This window comes from Psychrobacillus sp. MER TA 171 (genome assembly GCF_023713305.1).
Lineage (GTDB): Bacteria > Bacillota > Bacilli > Bacillales_A > Planococcaceae > Psychrobacillus.
Window position 1 is genome coordinate 1 of sequence record NZ_JAMAWN010000029.1, and the last position, 16152, is coordinate 16152.

The 16152-nt window shown below is 36.3% G+C and carries 18 protein-coding genes; 13 read left to right on the forward strand and 5 right to left on the reverse strand.

Going from position 1 to position 16152, the window contains the following annotated elements:
* Positions 1 to 742 precede the first annotated feature (742 nt).
* Entirely contained in the window at positions 743 to 1291 is a 549-nt protein-coding gene (locus M3627_RS18360) for a cupin domain-containing protein (protein WP_251556943.1), read from the reverse strand.
* Positions 1292 to 1524: 233 nt separating this feature from the next.
* Here M3627_RS18360 and M3627_RS18365 point away from each other — a divergent pair, with 233 nt between their 5' ends.
* From M3627_RS18365 to rsmI, 10 genes are all read left to right on the forward strand, one after another.
* A complete protein-coding gene (locus M3627_RS18365; RefSeq protein ID WP_251556945.1) occupies positions 1525 to 2946 on the forward strand; it encodes an aminotransferase class I/II-fold pyridoxal phosphate-dependent enzyme in 1422 nt (473 codons plus the stop codon).
* A 2-nt stretch (positions 2947 to 2948) separates the two neighbouring features.
* Complete coding sequence (gene tmk, locus M3627_RS18370; RefSeq protein WP_251556947.1) at positions 2949 to 3590, forward strand: dTMP kinase; 642 nt, start codon at positions 2949 to 2951, stop codon at positions 3588 to 3590.
* A gap of 49 nt (positions 3591 to 3639) precedes the next feature.
* Entirely contained in the window at positions 3640 to 3969 is a 330-nt protein-coding gene (locus M3627_RS18375) for a cyclic-di-AMP receptor (RefSeq protein WP_142643831.1), read from the forward strand.
* A gap of 24 nt (positions 3970 to 3993) precedes the next feature.
* Positions 3994 to 4434: a YaaR family protein gene (locus M3627_RS18380; RefSeq protein WP_169360334.1), complete on the forward strand. Its 441-nt coding sequence runs from the start codon at positions 3994 to 3996 to the stop codon at positions 4432 to 4434.
* A gap of 58 nt (positions 4435 to 4492) precedes the next feature.
* Positions 4493 to 5509, forward strand: a complete 1017-nt coding sequence (locus M3627_RS18385) for an AAA family ATPase (RefSeq protein ID WP_481900290.1) — start codon at positions 4493 to 4495, stop codon at positions 5507 to 5509.
* A complete protein-coding gene (locus M3627_RS18390; RefSeq protein WP_169360335.1) occupies positions 5502 to 6317 on the forward strand; it encodes a PSP1 domain-containing protein in 816 nt (271 codons plus the stop codon). Before M3627_RS18385 ends, M3627_RS18390 begins: the two co-directional genes overlap by 8 nt.
* A 24-nt stretch (positions 6318 to 6341) precedes the next feature.
* On the forward strand, positions 6342 to 6698 hold the full coding sequence (gene yabA / locus M3627_RS18395; RefSeq protein WP_169360336.1) for a DNA replication initiation control protein YabA: 357 nt from the start codon (positions 6342 to 6344) through the stop codon (positions 6696 to 6698).
* A 62-nt stretch (positions 6699 to 6760) separates the two neighbouring features.
* A complete protein-coding gene (locus M3627_RS18400) occupies positions 6761 to 7507 on the forward strand; it encodes a tRNA1(Val) (adenine(37)-N6)-methyltransferase (RefSeq protein WP_169360337.1) in 747 nt (248 codons plus the stop codon).
* Entirely contained in the window at positions 7494 to 7784 is a 291-nt protein-coding gene (locus M3627_RS18405; RefSeq protein WP_169360338.1) for a GIY-YIG nuclease family protein, read from the forward strand. Before M3627_RS18400 ends, M3627_RS18405 begins: the two co-directional genes overlap by 14 nt.
* Complete coding sequence (gene rsmI, locus M3627_RS18410; protein ID WP_169360339.1) at positions 7756 to 8628, forward strand: 16S rRNA (cytidine(1402)-2'-O)-methyltransferase; 873 nt, start codon at positions 7756 to 7758, stop codon at positions 8626 to 8628. Before M3627_RS18405 ends, rsmI begins: the two co-directional genes overlap by 29 nt.
* Before the next feature lie 121 nt (positions 8629 to 8749).
* Here the strand turns inward: rsmI and M3627_RS18415 are convergent, their stop codons facing one another.
* Positions 8750 to 9025 (reverse strand): transition state genes transcriptional regulator AbrB, encoded by a 276-nt coding sequence (locus M3627_RS18415; RefSeq protein ID WP_144541581.1) that lies wholly within the window; start codon positions 9023 to 9025, stop codon positions 8750 to 8752.
* Between the two features lie 334 nt (positions 9026 to 9359).
* On the opposite strand from M3627_RS18415, the gene metG reads away from it, so the two are divergent.
* Positions 9360 to 11339: a methionine--tRNA ligase gene (metG, locus tag M3627_RS18420; RefSeq protein WP_251556950.1), complete on the forward strand. Its 1980-nt coding sequence runs from the start codon at positions 9360 to 9362 to the stop codon at positions 11337 to 11339.
* Between the two features lie 561 nt (positions 11340 to 11900).
* On the opposite strand, the gene M3627_RS18425 is transcribed toward metG, so the two are convergent.
* The 3 genes from M3627_RS18425 to M3627_RS18435 form a co-directional block, all read right to left on the reverse strand.
* Positions 11901 to 12116 (reverse strand): spore coat protein, encoded by a 216-nt coding sequence (locus M3627_RS18425; protein WP_251556952.1) that lies wholly within the window; start codon positions 12114 to 12116, stop codon positions 11901 to 11903.
* A 216-nt stretch (positions 12117 to 12332) separates the two neighbouring features.
* Complete coding sequence (locus tag M3627_RS18430) at positions 12333 to 12755, reverse strand: spore coat protein (protein ID WP_169360341.1); 423 nt, start codon at positions 12753 to 12755, stop codon at positions 12333 to 12335.
* Between the two features lie 31 nt (positions 12756 to 12786).
* Entirely contained in the window at positions 12787 to 13320 is a 534-nt protein-coding gene (locus M3627_RS18435; protein WP_251556954.1) for a spore coat protein, read from the reverse strand.
* Positions 13321 to 13939: 619 nt separating this feature from the next.
* Here M3627_RS18435 and M3627_RS18440 point away from each other — a divergent pair.
* Complete coding sequence (locus M3627_RS18440) at positions 13940 to 14710, forward strand: TatD family hydrolase (protein ID WP_169360343.1); 771 nt, start codon at positions 13940 to 13942, stop codon at positions 14708 to 14710.
* A gap of 122 nt (positions 14711 to 14832) precedes the next feature.
* Entirely contained in the window at positions 14833 to 16050 is a 1218-nt protein-coding gene (locus M3627_RS18445) for a resuscitation-promoting factor (RefSeq protein WP_251556956.1), read from the forward strand.
* Positions 16051 to 16152 lie beyond the last annotated feature (102 nt).

Consider the following 16152-nt stretch of genomic DNA (forward strand, 5'->3'; position numbering starts at 1 on the left):
GTATGGCATACGCGAGAACCGAACGACTGCGGCTGACGAAGAAATCTGCCGCCCATCTGGTTTCGCAGCCGCCGATGGTAGTTGGAGGGTCGCCCCTGCAAGAGTAGGACGTCGCTGGGCACCAAAGGAAGTCGTTACCGAGTAATCGGTGGCGGCTTTTTTGTTTTGTCTTTTACAGGAAAAAGCGAAGAGACAAAGGGTTCGAGGGAGCAAGGAAGAATGTTATAATAAGAATCAATACAAAAAGGTCAACCAATTTGGGCTGACCTTTAAATACGAACGGCTTAGACTAGTTGTGCCAATGAATTTGTGGGTAAATGGGAAAATATTTTTGTTAGGAGGTATCTCATGGAACTCATTAATATTGTTGTCGGATTTATAGTATGTATTTGTATTGGGTCTGTATTGAATATACTACTTAAAACAACTCAAAAAAGAGATTGGCTAATTACATTCTTAATAAGTTTAGTATTATCAATAGCAATAGTGCCTTTGTTAGGTTAACGATTACGGCTATTTTATGGAACTAACACCGTAATTTTTAGCCAAAAAAATTCACTTAAAACCCACTAGGAAAAGTAGAGAGGCAGAAGTTATTTGTTTCGTGCATTTTCAAATCGACTTTTATCTTTAACATAGCCTTAAAACAAAAATCAATCTCCCGCTAAGTAAGTGTGAAAAAACATAAAAGAGACATGGGAATAGTCCATGTCATCTTGTCTGCAACTCATTATGTTAAGAATTAACTTTCAGTAGTTTTGTTACAGCTCGCAGGTGGACCAATAAATGTGGAAGGGACTACTGGTGCAATTGCTTTTTCCCAAAGAGTTTCATCTAAACAATACGTCTGGGCCATAACATTTGCTGGAGTCAACTTCAGGATATCTGATCCGAGTATTACTTCGGGTGTTGGTGCATTAAAAATGGCTAGTAGATGTGTATGTTTCTCTGTAGCTACTTCATAATGCCACCATCCTTGAGGTACATTTGCTACTTGGCCAGGTGAAAGCGGAAAATGTTGCATTTGCTTGGTAAAAGGATTCAATAATGAGACGGTTAATGCACCAGAAATACAATAGACAAGCTCGGCAGCATTTTGGTGGTAATGGGGCTCAATCACATTGTTTGGACTAAGAAAAATATCAAGTAAAGATACATTGTCTAGTGTGTTTAATTGCTGAATCCCTAAAACATTAATAAAGTTTTGGCTATCTTTTTTAAACAAGGTACTTGTGTTCACATCAAAAGTGAATTGAGCGGATGGGGAGGTGTAGTCAAACGGGAAAACCATAGAGCAACTCCTTTCTATATCGTCATTGCTATACATTCTCCGCATAATATGTGTGAATCCAATTTGTTGTGCAGTAGGAGCTATATTCATACAATAAAATAATTTCCCGGAAAATAAATATTTAATAAAGTTCTGCCCTTTCTGGCCAAAAATAGGTTCAAATCATCTATCCTTATTTCATATCTTATTTCATGTATAATAGAAAGATAATAAAGTTTGGTGAGGTATAAGAAATGCATGAAAAACGACCTTTAGTAGAAGCGCTTGAAAAATTTCATAGTCAAAAGAATATCTCCTTTCATGTACCAGGACATAAACATGGGGTGTTATCCAATCTTCCTGAGGTTATTAAAGAGGCCTTATCCTATGACCTTACAGAACTTAAAGGCTTAGATGACTTACATCATCCAGAAGAAGCTATTAAAGAAGCGGAAGAATTGTTAGCGTCTACATACGGGGCAAAAAAAAGTTATTTTCTTGTCAATGGAACGACTGTTGGTAATTTAGCTATGCTATATGCAACATGCCAGTATGGAGAACAGTTAATAGTCCAGAGGAATGCTCATAAGTCAATTTTTCATGCAATTGAGCTAGTAGGTGTTGAACCTATTTTTGTTACACCAGAATGGGATTCTCGTACAAAAACAACAACGTTTGTTTCTGCCAACACCATTAAAAGCGCAATAGAAGAGTTTCCTTTAGTAAAAGGTGTTCTACTCACTTACCCAACTTACTATGGAATGGCTTCTAATGAGATAAAAGAGATTATCGATTATTGCCATACAAAAGGTATCCCAGTCCTAGTAGACGAAGCACATGGAGCACATTTTAAGGCAAACAGCGGTTTTCCATTATCTGCTCTTGATTTCGGTGCAGATATAGTAGTACAATCTGCACACAAAACATTACCATCTATGACAATGGGTTCTTACTTACATATGAATTCTTCTATTATAAAAGCTTCTCAAGTAAACAAGTATTTAAGGATGCTTCAATCAAGCAGTCCTTCTTATTTATTAATGGCATCCTTAGATGATGCAAGAAGCTATGTACAAAGATACAATGAAATGGATTTCAAACAATTAATATATAAAAGAGATTTGTTCATTCAGGCACTCCAAACGATTAAGCTAGTGGAAGTAATAGAAGTTAATGATCCACTGAAATTACTAATACGTGTTGGGAGCTATTCGGGTTTTCAAGTTCAACAGGCTTTAGAAGCACAACATGTATATGCGGAGCTTGCGGATACTTATCAGGTTTTAATAATTCTTCCTTTACTAAAAAAGGACCAAGACTACCCTTTTGCAGAGGTAAGAAAACGAATTAAAATGGCCGTAGATGAGCTTAAAAAAGAAACACCGATAATTCCTAAAGATATAAGAAATAACTCGTTTAAATCTGTTTCGACGATTGACATGAGTATGAGCCTCTTAAATGAGAAAAAAGGCGAGTGGGTTCCCTATGTTCGCTCCATAGGAAGAATAGCAAAAGGAATACTCATTCCGTATCCACCGGGAGTACCATTATTCATTCCAGGAGAAAAGATTACGATTTCTATGTTAACTGAACTGGAGGAATGGATTGATAAAGGAGCTACCTTCCAGGGAGATCATAGACTTGATGAAAAGCTAATTTATGTTGTGGAGGATTAATAGTGCAAAAAAAAGGGTATTTTATAACAAGCGAGGGTCCAGAAGGTGCAGGCAAGACAACTGTCATGCAATTACTTGGAAAAAGATTAATGGAAGAGGGCTTTGAGGTCGTGATGACAAGAGAGCCTGGAGGCATTAATATCTCGGAAAAAATAAGAGGAATAATCTTAGATAACGAGCATACAATGATGGATAGCCGTACGGAGGCATTATTATATGCCGCAGCAAGGAGACAGCATTTAGTTGAAAAAGTTTTGCCTGCTCTAGAGGCTGGTAAAATTGTTATTTGTGATCGTTTTATTGATAGTTCGCTTGCATATCAAGGACATGCAAGAGGAATAGGGGTAGAAGAAATATTAGCAATCAATCAATTTGCAATTGGACAGACTATGCCCGACCGTACGATTCTTTTTGATATAGAACCAAGTCTGGGGTTAGAAAGAATTAATGCACATAGCAGTAGAGAAAAAAATAGGCTAGATGTAGAGAGTCTTCAATTTCATGAAAAGGTTAGAGAAGGCTACCTTAACTTAGTAAAACAATATCCAGACAGAATTAAAGTAATCGATGCTTCTCAAAAGCTCGAAGAAGTATTAGAAGCTACCTATAAAGTAGTAAAAATGGAATTAGAAATTTTTAGGTAATTAATGCTATAATAAAATAAACAGAATAGAAAAGTGGGAGTGAGTAGCGATGAAATTAATAGTAGCCGTAGTGCAGGACCAAGATAGTAATAGATTGTCAAATGCGTTAACGAAAGCAAAGTTTCGTGCAACAAAACTTGCTAGTACAGGTGGGTTTTTAAGATCTGGAAATACTACGTTTCTGATCGGTACAGATGACTCCTTAGTATCTTCTGCGTTAGAATTAATAAGAGACAATTGTAGAGCACGTGAACAGATGGTAGCCCCAGTTTCACCTATGGGAGGAAATGCTGATTCTTACATTCCGTACCCAGTGGAAGTAGAGGTAGGAGGAGCTACAGTATTTGTTCTTCCAATTGAACAATTCCATCATTTTTAATAATGAAGGAAAGGATCGAAAAATTTGAAGATAAATCAAGATGTACGAGTAGGGATAGATAAGATACGCAAGGATACTATGCAAAATAATATTCAATCTGCAAAGTTTGGCCAAATGATTACAAAGCAGGATCAGCGGATGCAAACCGAAGCCTTAACGAAACTGTTAGGAGATATTACGACAGCAGGAGATCGTTTAGCAAGGTCTAGAAATCTACGTGATATGGCTAAGTTTAAAATGCTAATTAAAAAGTTTCTAGAGGAAGCTGTAGATTTTGGAATGGGATTAAAGCAATCTCATACATGGAATCGATTTGGTGAAGGAAGAAAATTAAAAATCGTAGAGACTATAGATGAAAAATTGGTAGAGCTAGCAGAAGAAATTCTGAGCCAAGAAAAAAGCTCTATAGAATTACTAGATAAAATAGGCGAAATTAAAGGATTACTTATTAATCTATATACGTAATGTTCCCGTGTTATCGCACCGTGCGAGACACGGGATTTTTTAGAGAGGTGGAACCACTATGAGCATGGAAGAAGAATGGTCCATTCAAGGAATAGAAAAAATACAACCTACTGCTATTAAACAAATCCAATCTATAGTAGCCAAAAATCGTATTGGACATGCCTACATTATTGAAGGTGCCAATGGTACAGGTAAAACGAAAGTTATGCAATTTTTTGTACAGCTTATGTTTTGCGAAAATTCGACAGAAAATGTTCCATGTGAAACATGTCGAAACTGTAAAAGATTAAAATCATCTAATCATTTGAACATTACTCAACTGGAACCAGATGGTCAAAATATAAAAAGAAATCAAATAGATGAATTAATACATGAGATGAGCAAAACCTCTATTGAAAGAGGAAGAAAGGTTTATGTAATACATGAAGCAGATCGATTGAACACAAGCTCCTCTAATACATTACTTAAATTTTTAGAGGAGCCTCAGAGCGAAATTACTGCCATTCTATTGACCGATAAGATGCATGCCTTATTACCAACAATACGGTCCAGATGTCAGCATATAGGCTTAGCCACCATGCCACAGGGAGTATTAAAAAAGAAGTTAATGGAAGAGGGAATTACTGATTCAATGGCTTCTACAGTTAGTAGAATGACGAATCAAGTAGAAGAAGCTCTAATTTTAGCGAAAGACGAGCAATTTGGACTTGCAAGGAAATCAGTGATAAAATTGGTGGAAGCAAGTGAAAAAAGTGTTCAGGATGCGCTTATGTGCATACATGAAGATTTTGGTCCCTTGCTAAAAGAAAAGGAAAGTGCAGAACAAGTATTAGATTTACTACTATTTGCTTATCGTGATATAGTAGCTATAAAAGCAACTCCACTCGCAGTTTGTACCTATCCAGATATGATTTCATTCTGGAAACAGATAGCATTACAAAAGACGTATGAGCAATTGTCTAAACAGTTAGAATTGATTTTAGATGCAAAGCAAAATTTGCATAGAAATATGAACCGGACACTGATGATGGAGCAGCTGATGCTTAACCTGCAGGAGGGGTATAGTTTTGTATAATGTTGTAGGAGTCCGCTTTAAGAAAGCGGGTAAAATATATTATTTTGATCCAGTAGACTACGCTTTAGAGAAAGATGACTATGTAATTGTTGAAACTGCTCGTGGCGTAGAATATGGGAAAGTCGTCGTACCTATTAAACAAGTAGGAGAAAACGATGTCGTTTTACCGTTGAAGCAAGTAGTCCGTCCTTCTACTGAGAAGGACAAAATCCAAGTGGAAGAAAATCGTTTAGAATCGGCCCAGGCATTAGCATTGGGAACCGAAAAAATATTACAAAGAGAATTAGAGATGAAGCTTGTAGACGTTGAATATACATTCGACCGAAACAAAATTATCTTCTATTTCACGGCGGAGGGTCGAGTAGACTTTCGTGACTTAGTAAAGGATCTTGCTTCTGTATTTAGAACTCGTATTGAACTCAGACAAATAGGGGTGCGAGATGAGGCAAAAATGCTTGGTGGTATTGGTCCTTGTGGAAGAATGCTTTGCTGTTCAACCTTTTTAGGTGATTTTGAGCCAGTATCTATTAAGATGGCAAAAGATCAAAACCTATCATTGAATCCTTCTAAGATTTCCGGATTGTGCGGACGTCTAATGTGCTGCTTAAAGTATGAAAATGACGAATATGAGGCTGCAAGAGAGCAAATGCCTGACATTGGTGATAAAATTGAGACACCAGATGGATTCGGAAAAGTGGTCAGCATGAATATTTTAGAGAGAATTTTACGTATTGAGTTAAGTGATCCACTTCGTATATTAGACTATACGTTAGATGAGGTTGTAAACTATGCTAAAAATCCAGTATAATGGACGGGGCAATGAGGTGAATAGGTGATGGACCGTAATTTTTTTGATACAATTATAGAATTTGAAAAACAGTTAGAGTCCACGCAGCTCCAATTTCGCGCTTTGAAAGAATTTGTAGCGATTATGATAGAAGAACGTCAAGCGTTACAAGAAGAGAACAATCATTTAAGACAAAGACTTGATGAAATACATGGAAAAGAAGTAATGGACGAAAAGATACGAGAAAAACGATTAAACAAGGCAGATATAGGTGAAGGCTATGATAACCTAGCAAGGCTTTATCAGGAAGGTTACCATGTATGTCATGTTCATTTCGGAAGCGCTCGGAAGGAAGAAGATTGTTTATTTTGCTTATCTTTTTTAAATAAACAAAATGTCTAATCAATTGACTGATGCCACTCCATAGGTGGGTGTCAGTCTTTTGTTTTATGGAGGTTTAAGTTATGGAGCAATGGCTAAAGGATGATGAAAGGCTAGACTATTTATTGGCAGAGGATTTAAGAATTATACAAAGCCCTTCTGTTTTCTCCTTTTCCTTAGATGCAGTTTTATTAGCAAGATTTACATATGTCCCTTTTAAAAGAGGAAAAATGGTAGATCTATGTACGGGAAATGGAGCTATTCCTCTTTTCCTAAGTGCACGATCACAAGCTGAAATAGTGGGGATTGAATTGCAGGAAAGGTTAGCTGATATGGCAACGAGAAGTGTCGAGTATAACAAGCTAACAGAACAAATTCATATTATGCAAGATAATGTTATAGGTATAGCAAGTAAAATTGGAACTGAAAAATATGATGTGGTAACCTGTAATCCTCCTTATTTTCCAGCACATGAAGCAAGTGACAAAAATCTCAAGGAACATCTAGCTATTGCAAGGCATGAGATACATCTTACCTTGGAAGAAGCGGTGCAATCAGCGAGTGAGCTACTCAAACAGGGAGGGAAAGCGGCATTTGTGCATCGCCCTGGTAGGTTGTTAGATATTGTCACCTCTATGCGAGCCAACCGACTAGAGCCAAAACGTATTCGGTTTGTTTATCCCAAAAAAGGTAAGGAAGCTAATACATTATTGATCGAGGCTATTAAGGATGGAAAACCAGATTTGAAAATTTTACCTCCTCTTTATGTGTACGGAGAAGATGGACAATACACAGATGAGGTTAAAGAGATGCTGTATGGAGACAAATAAAGAGCATACTTTTTATGTATTACAATGTAATGACGGCTCCTACTATGCTGGTTATACAAATGATTTGTTTAAGCGTATCAAGGTTCATAATGAAGGAAAAGGAGCAAAGTACACGAGGGCAAGACTCCCAGTTAAGTGTATTTATAAGGAAATTTTTGAGTCAAAACAAGAGGCAATGCAGGCAGAATATGCTTTTAAGCAACTTACAAGAAAACAAAAAATAGCTCATATGAGAGGTGAGTCAGCCAATGAATTCACAAAAATCAACAGAACATGAAAACAGTAGTTGTTTGTATTTAGTAGCTACCCCAATAGGTAACCTAGAGGATATGACAATGCGTGCTATCCGTATTTTGAAGGAAGTCGACTATATAGCAGCAGAAGATACTAGGAATACGAAGAAGTTATGTAACTATTTTGAGATATCTACTCCCTTAACAAGCTATCATGACCATAACCAGCTAGCTGGTGGAGAGAAAATATTAGAAATATTGAGGGATGGGAAACAAGTTGCATTGGTAAGTGATGCTGGTCTACCGTGCATCTCAGATCCAGGAGCGGATATTGCTGCAAAAGCAATAGCAGAAGGATTTGCAGTGGTACCCGTTCCAGGAGCAAATGCTGCTATAAGTGCTCTAATAGCCTCAGGAATGATTACGCAACCGTTCTTTTTTTACGGATTCCTTAGCAGAAATAAGAAGGAAAGAAAAGCGGAAATTACAACACTAGAAAAGAGACAAGAAACAATTCTATTATATGAGTCTCCTCACCGTCTGAAGGAATCTTTGAAAGATATGCAAGCAATTATGGATGGAACACGTCAAATTGTATTAGCGAGAGAGCTTACAAAGAAATTTGAGGAATTTTTAAGAGGTACAATAGACGAAGCGGTCGAATGGGCAGAAACAAATGAAATTCGTGGTGAATTTTGTATAGTGCTTGCTGGCAATGAAGCTAAAGAAGAAATAGAAGAAGCTTGGTGGAAAGATTTAAGCATTGAAGAACATGTCGAGCATTTAATACAGGAAAAGCAACTGAAATCAAAGGATGCGATTAAAGAAGTTTCCATTCAACGAGGGTTACCTAAAAGAGAGGTTTACCAAAGTTATCACGTAGAATAGCGAAATTTCCCTAGCTATGAAATCGATTGAGTAGGGGATCGATTCTTATATAACCTCATGGCATATTTTAAAGTTCAAAGGTTAAAAAAAAACATCCGTCTGCACGGATGTTTTTTAGTTCTTATTTTAAGCTGCTTTGAATTTCTTTAATTAATTGTTCTGCACCTTCTGGGCTTAAAATTAATTTGCCCCCAACAAGACGAAGATTTTCATCTGATACTTCACCAGTAACTGCACAAGTCATGTTTGGCATATATTTTTTTAAGATGATTTTATCATCGTCAACATATATTTCAAGCGCATCTTTTTCTGCTATACCTAGTGTACGACGAAGTTCAATAGGAATAACAACGCGTCCTAACTCATCAACTTTACGAACTATACCTGTAGATTTCATTATTAAAGTTTCTCCTCTCAAGAGTGTATATTTTTCGCCAAAATTCGACATTAACCTCTTTTATGTACTTAATCATACCAAGTACTACCATATTGGTCAATAATTATTCTTCTGATTTTATTAGAATGGATGATAAAAATATGACTATGTTTACATAATATACCTAATAAAAATAATTATTATATCATTCTTAGGAATAATCTTGCTATTAATGGAAATAATGTAAGTCATAAAGAAAATTCGACAAAATTGCTTCAGAGGTATAGATTGAAACAACTACCCCATTTCGATAGAATAAAGTATATAGAAGATTCAGCATTGGAGGCAATTAGCATTGAGCGCACAAGATAAAACATTTTATATTACGACCCCTATTTACTATCCAAGTGGTAAATTCCATATTGGAACAGCTTATACAACGGTAGCTTCCGATGCAATGGCACGCTATAAACGATTAAGAGGCTATGACGTTCGCTTTTTAACTGGGATGGACGAGCATGGTCAAAAAATACAGGAAAAAGCGCAAGAAGCGGGGATGGAGCCACAAGCATATGTGGACGAAATTGCATTAGCTGCTAAGAAAACTTGGGCAACTATGGATATATCTTATGACGATTTTATACAAACAACAGAAAGCCGTCATACAGAAGCAGTAGAAAAAATCTTTCAAACCTTCCTAGACAAAGGAGATATATACAAAGGAGAATATGAGGGGTCCTACTGTACGCCATGTGAGTCCTTCTTCACAGAAACTCAATTGGATGAAGGAAATTGTCCGGATTGTGGTAGACCAGTTCACAAGGTAAAAGAAGAATCGTATTTCTTCAATATGAAGAAGTATGCGGGACGTTTATTGGAATACTATGAAAACAATGTAGAGTTTATAGAACCGGAATCCAGAAAAAATGAGATGATCAATAACTTCATCAAGCCAGGTCTAGAAGATTTATCTGTATCGAGAACTTCCTTTGACTGGGGAATTCGTGTTCCTGGAGATGCAAAGCATGTCATATATGTATGGGTAGATGCTTTAACAAACTATATAACGTCATTAGGCTATATGTCAGATGACGATACCCTTTTTAAAAGATATTGGCCAGCAGATGTACATGTGGTAGGGAAGGATATAGTTCGTTTCCATACGATTTATTGGCCGATTTTCTTAATGGCTTTAGATTTACCTCTTCCGAAAAAAGTGTTTGCACATGGATTTATCATGATGAAAGACGGTAAAATGTCAAAATCAAAAGGAAATGTTGTATATCCAGAGATGCTAGTGGAGCGTTATGGACTTGATGCGACACGTTATTTCCTACTTCGTGAGCTTCCATTTGGACAAGATGGTGTATTTTCACCGGAATCTTTTGTAGAACGCACGAATTTTGACCTTGCCAATGATCTTGGGAATCTTTTAAATAGAACAGTCTCGATGATCAACAAATACTTTGATGGTAATATTCCTGTTAACCAAGGAGAAGCGACAGAATTTGATGCAACTTTACATCAATTTGCTAAAGAAGCAATAGAAAAATATGAAGTCAATATGGAGAAAATGCAGTTTAGCCTTGTATTAGGAGATTTATGGTCTCTTGTGTCTCGTACAAACAAATATATTGATGAGACTCAGCCATGGGTTCTAGCAAAAGATGAAGCAAAAAAAGGGCAACTTGCTAGTGTTATGATTAACTTAGCGGAAAGTCTTCGTCAGATTGCTACCTTAATCCAACCATTTATGCCAAATAGCCCAAAAGAAATTATGGAGCAGTTAGGCTTAACTGACGCTCAGCTACAATGGGAGAAACTTGGTGATTTTAATGTCATCCCTGAGGGTACACAAGTTATTAGTACAGGAGTGCCAATTTTCCCTCGTTTAGACGTAGATATAGAAGTAGCTTTTATACGTGAGCAAATGCGCGGTTCTGTCAAAACTCTACAAGAAGAGGTGGAGGAAGAAGCAGAGGAAGAGCAAGAGCAAGAGCAAGAGCAATCAGAGGAAATTTCTATTGATGACTTCTTTAAAGTTGATTTAAGAGTAGCAACAGTATTGGAATGTGAAGCTATTCCTAAAGCAGACAAATTATTAAAATTACAATTAGACTTGGGGTATGAAAAACGTCAGGTTGTCTCAGGAATAGCAAAGCATTATAAACCAGAGGAGCTAGTAGGGAAAAAAGTAATTGTAGTAGCTAATTTGAAACCGGTAAAACTTCGTGGAGAACTTTCCCAAGGGATGATTTTAGCTGGTGAAAAAGATGGATACTTAACTCTAGCAACTGTTGATGAAAAACTAGAAAATGGTGCACAAGTAAAATAATAAGCCAATTAAAACTGTCGCGTGAGCGGCAGTTTTTTTATAAATAAAAAAGGCTATGTTAAAGGTTAGGGTTGATTTATAATGCAAAGAAATCTTAGAACAGAGAGTAGAATTGATTTTTCGCCACAGCCGGACGCTTCCTCGGGGTGAGCGATAAGCCATTACCCATCGCTTACGCGCGTGGTTGTGATCAAAGCTAAAAACTGTCACCAACCCCAATTTCATCAGAAAGTTCTATTGTTTATGTTTACAGTCACTATAAAAAAGAATGGTTAGTCAAAATCAACCAATAACTTTAACAAAGCTATAAAAAATTAAACGCCTATAACATAGGCGTTTAAATATGTTTCCTAAAATAGTATTGGCAGTATAACTTGTATATTAATGTTGAAACATACAGTGGGATGAGCAGGCAGACAAGCCTTCACAACAGTGTAATCCTATAGAACCTTTCCTGCTCTTCTCATTCACTGCTTCCAACATAGCGGAAATTAGAGACACTATACTCTAATTAATACATCTTAAAATTATTTGTCAATTACTAATAAGCAACGTTGTTTTTCAGTCATCATTCTTTTTTTCTGATGTCGGATCAATAAATTGGTCCACTTGTAAGGTCAGTTCTTCCACAAGTTCTTTGAGTAATTGCTTTTGCTCAGTGGATAATTTTCCTTTAACATCATTCAGATCTACGCCATTTTTACGTAGTGTGTCACTCACTATTAAATCAATGACCTTATTAGGAATTGCATTTGCTTTTTTGGGTATCTCGCTCACGTCTTTCACTCCTTCTCTAATATCATTCGTATTATTATATGCAACTATAATTTAAGAGGAGCGTGGAATCTTTTACGTTTTCAAACCCAACGAATAGTTCGTCTCAACCATAACCTTAATTAGAGGTTAACTAGAAAATATTTTAAAAGTGACTCGCTCCAACCCAATTTGAAGCGCACTTACTCAAACTAAATATTTCTAAATTGATTCGATATATTATAAAATATCTAACTTGGCTACTAAAGATACAAGAACTTGAAGCATAGCCTGGATGTTTACTGCTAGGTCTGTATCTGTAGTTGTAACTTTTACATTCTTGGATCCTTCAATAATTGTTTTTTGAACATTTTGTTGTTTAGTCTTTATAAACTGCTTCATATCTTGGGCAACAGCTCTAGCTTGATCTGTATCTCCTAAAGTAATGGTGATAACTGCAGCAATAGCTGCTTGAATTCCTAGTTGTAAGGACAATGCTGCTTGTGTGTCTGTTGTTTGGATGTCTACGCCTTCTGAATTCTTTACAACAATCCACTCGTATGATTGTTGCTTAGTAGATACTACTTGTGCTCCATTTTGCTGTACATCCGCATTATTATGATCATTGTCATCGCAATGATCTAATGCTTTCCATTTATTCATATTTTCACCTCTTTTCTTCTTTATAAAAAATTTAAAGAACGTCTAGTTTAACAACTAATGAAACTAAGACTTGAAGCATAGCCTGAATGTTCACGGCTAAATCTGTATCGGTAGTCACGATATTAACGTCTTTAGAGTTATAAATAATGATTTTTTGCTTATTGGATTGTTCATCATTAAACCTTTGGAATATATCTTGTGCAATAGCTTGACCCTGATTAGAATCACCAATTGCAATACTTACTACTAGAGCGATTGCAAGTTGTAGGCCAATTTGAAGCGACACGGATGCTTGAGTATCTGTTGTTTGAACAGTTACGTTACAGGAATCCTTAATCCAAATTAGTTCATCGGATTCTTGATCTACAGATACCAATTGATCGCCTTCCTCAACAACTGCTTCCTCACTAAAATCATTATCATGATGATCACTAGGTTCATGATCAGTATGACAATGATTGTTTTCTAAATAGCTATCTTTGGCATCAGTGTTGCTACATAGTTGGCAGTCTCTTACCGGTTGATAACTAGTGTCACTATATCGTTTACTTTGTGGTTGACTCATTCTAAAATCTCCTTTCCTATTTTCTAGCTTGGTTATAAGAAATGAATACTTTTAACCTCACTTCTGTATCATATGAACAAGATATTTATTGACATAGTTTGTTTGACTATTAAAAAGACTATGTTTTTTATGCTTAATTATTTTGTGAACGCATAATTGTTGTGATAATCTTGACGATTCGAGCAAACTAAATAATCTTGCCTATAGAAAAATAAGCAAGATTAATTAGATTTAAAGAAAATGGGTGAATAAATTTTTATTATCAACTAAACCGAGCAATTATTATCAAACATAGGTGGGTTAATTTCATAATACCTATTATGAAGTGAAGGGGGAGGCGGTGACTCTAGGGGTATGATTGAGACAGTTGAACCATCCCAAACGTACGCAAGTGACGGTTTACTTAACCCTGCGAAAAGCATATAAATGTCATTATTTTTATCAAATTGTTCAAGTTCTTACAAATTATTTATGAAAATGATTCAGGAAATTTGTTTTTTTACTGTAGGAAATTAATCAAAATATTTTAAAATGTGACTCATTTAATGTAATTGTAATAATATTGTGATGTATGTAAATTAAAAAGATTGTAAAATAAATATCAGATAGGAGAATGTATATGCTAATAGATACACATGTCCATTTAAACGCAGATCAATATGATGAAGACCTTCAGGAAGTAATTGATAGAGCCTTAGAGGCAAATGTTCAGAAGATGGTCGTAATTGGTTTTGATCGGAAAACAATTGAACGTGCAATGGAGTTAGCAGAAACATACCCGTTTATTTATGCCGTAATTGGATGGCATCCAGTGGATGCAATTGATTGTACGGAGGAAGATTTACAGTGGATCGAAGAGTTATCTGCACATGAGAAAGTAGTAGGTATTGGTGAAACAGGGCTAGACTATTATTGGGATAAGTCCCCTAAAGAAATTCAACAGACTATTTTCCGCAAGCAAATACGCTTAGCGCAAAAGGTTAACTTGCCAATCATTATACATAATCGAGAAGCAACGGAAGACGTGATTAGGATTCTTCAAGAGGAGGAGGCTCATCTAACAGGGGGAATTATGCATTGCTTTGGGGGAAGTGTAGAAACAGCAAAACAATGTATTGATATGAACTTTATGATTTCACTTGGTGGACCAGTAACCTTTAAAAATGCGAAGAAACCTAAAGAAGTCGCAACAGAGATTCCATTAGAGCATTTATTAATCGAAACAGATGCTCCTTATTTGGCTCCACATCCTCATAGAGGTAAAAGAAATGAACCTGCACTTGTTGCACTTGTTGCAGAAGAAATTGCTCGATTAAAGGGTATTTCAGTGGAGGAAGTAGCAGAAGCTACAACAAGCAATGCTATGCGTTTTTTTCACATAGATGACTAACAAATGACCCTTATTTTTGTATAGTAAACCACCTTGAGGTAAAAATTGGATAAAAACCTAAAGTGTTGACAAGCTTAAAAGTACTCTATATAATCACACGAGTGAACAAGGAGGCGTTTTTCATGCAAAATAATACCATGAAAAACCTGTTCTTTCATTCATTGAGGAGCAAGAAAACACTAGTAACGATTGCATCTTTACTATTGTTTTTTGCAGTGGTTTCGTTCGTATTATACGAAGGAACAAAGAAAACTGTTGCTATAACAGTTAACGGAGAACAACAAGAAATAACAACACATGCCAATACCGTTGGAGAACTACTAGAAGAAAATAATCTAGTGGTCTCTAACGATGATTTTTTACATCCCTCAGTGAACACTTCAATCAAAAATAATCTTAAGATTGAGTGGGAGCAGGCAAGACAAATAGAAATCACAGTAGACGGTAAAATTCAAACTGTCCAGACTACTGATGATGTAGTATCAGAAATACTAGCAAAGGCAAATGTTGCTTATACAGAACATGATGCGATTACCCCTGCTGCAGATGCAGAGGTGGGACCCGATAATCGAATTGCAATTGAAAAGGCATATGAAGTCACGCTTATAGATGGCAAGGAAGAACAAAAATTATGGTCCACTTCGACTACGGTCGCTGACTTTTTAAAAAAACATAACATTTCATTAAATGAATTGGACCGTGTAGAACAGAAAATGGATGAACTTATACTTCCTAATTCTGAAATACAAATAGTGAGAGTAGAAAAGGTCACCGATGTAGTTGAGGAAGAAACAAACTTTGCAGTAGTGACAAAGAAAGATGATTCTCTGCTTAAGGGAAAAGAAAAAGTCGTTGAAACAGGTGAAAAAGGTTCTGTTGCGCGCACTTATGAGGTAGTTAAAGAAAACGGGGTAGAAGTTTCCCGTAACATAGTGAGTGAAAAAGTTACTAAAGAGCCTAAAAAGAAAGTTGTAGCAGTTGGAACTAAAGTAATGACTGCAAGTGCAAATGTATCTCGTGGAACTAAAACCTCGGCTTCCCCATCCAAGGGAAGCGAGTTTTATGTCACAGCTACAGCGTATACAGCTAACTGTAATGGTTGTACAGGTGTGACAGCAACTGGTATTAATTTAAAGTCTAATCCAGAGGTAAAAGTGATCGCTGTAGATCCTAGTGTTATTCCTCTGGGGTCTAAGGTATGGGTCGAAGGCTACGGCTATGCGGTGGCTGGAGATACTGGTGGTGCTATAAAAGGAAAGAAAATAGACTTATTTATGGCTTCCAAATCGCAAGCCTATGATTTCGGGCGTAAAAAAGTTCGTGTAAAAGTTTTAAAATAATACAAAAGGTATGTAAAGCAGGCGTAGATACAGTTATCGGGTAAACTACGTACTCGCTTTATACGACATTGTATATCATTTTTCGTATAGCTTTCCCTCTCG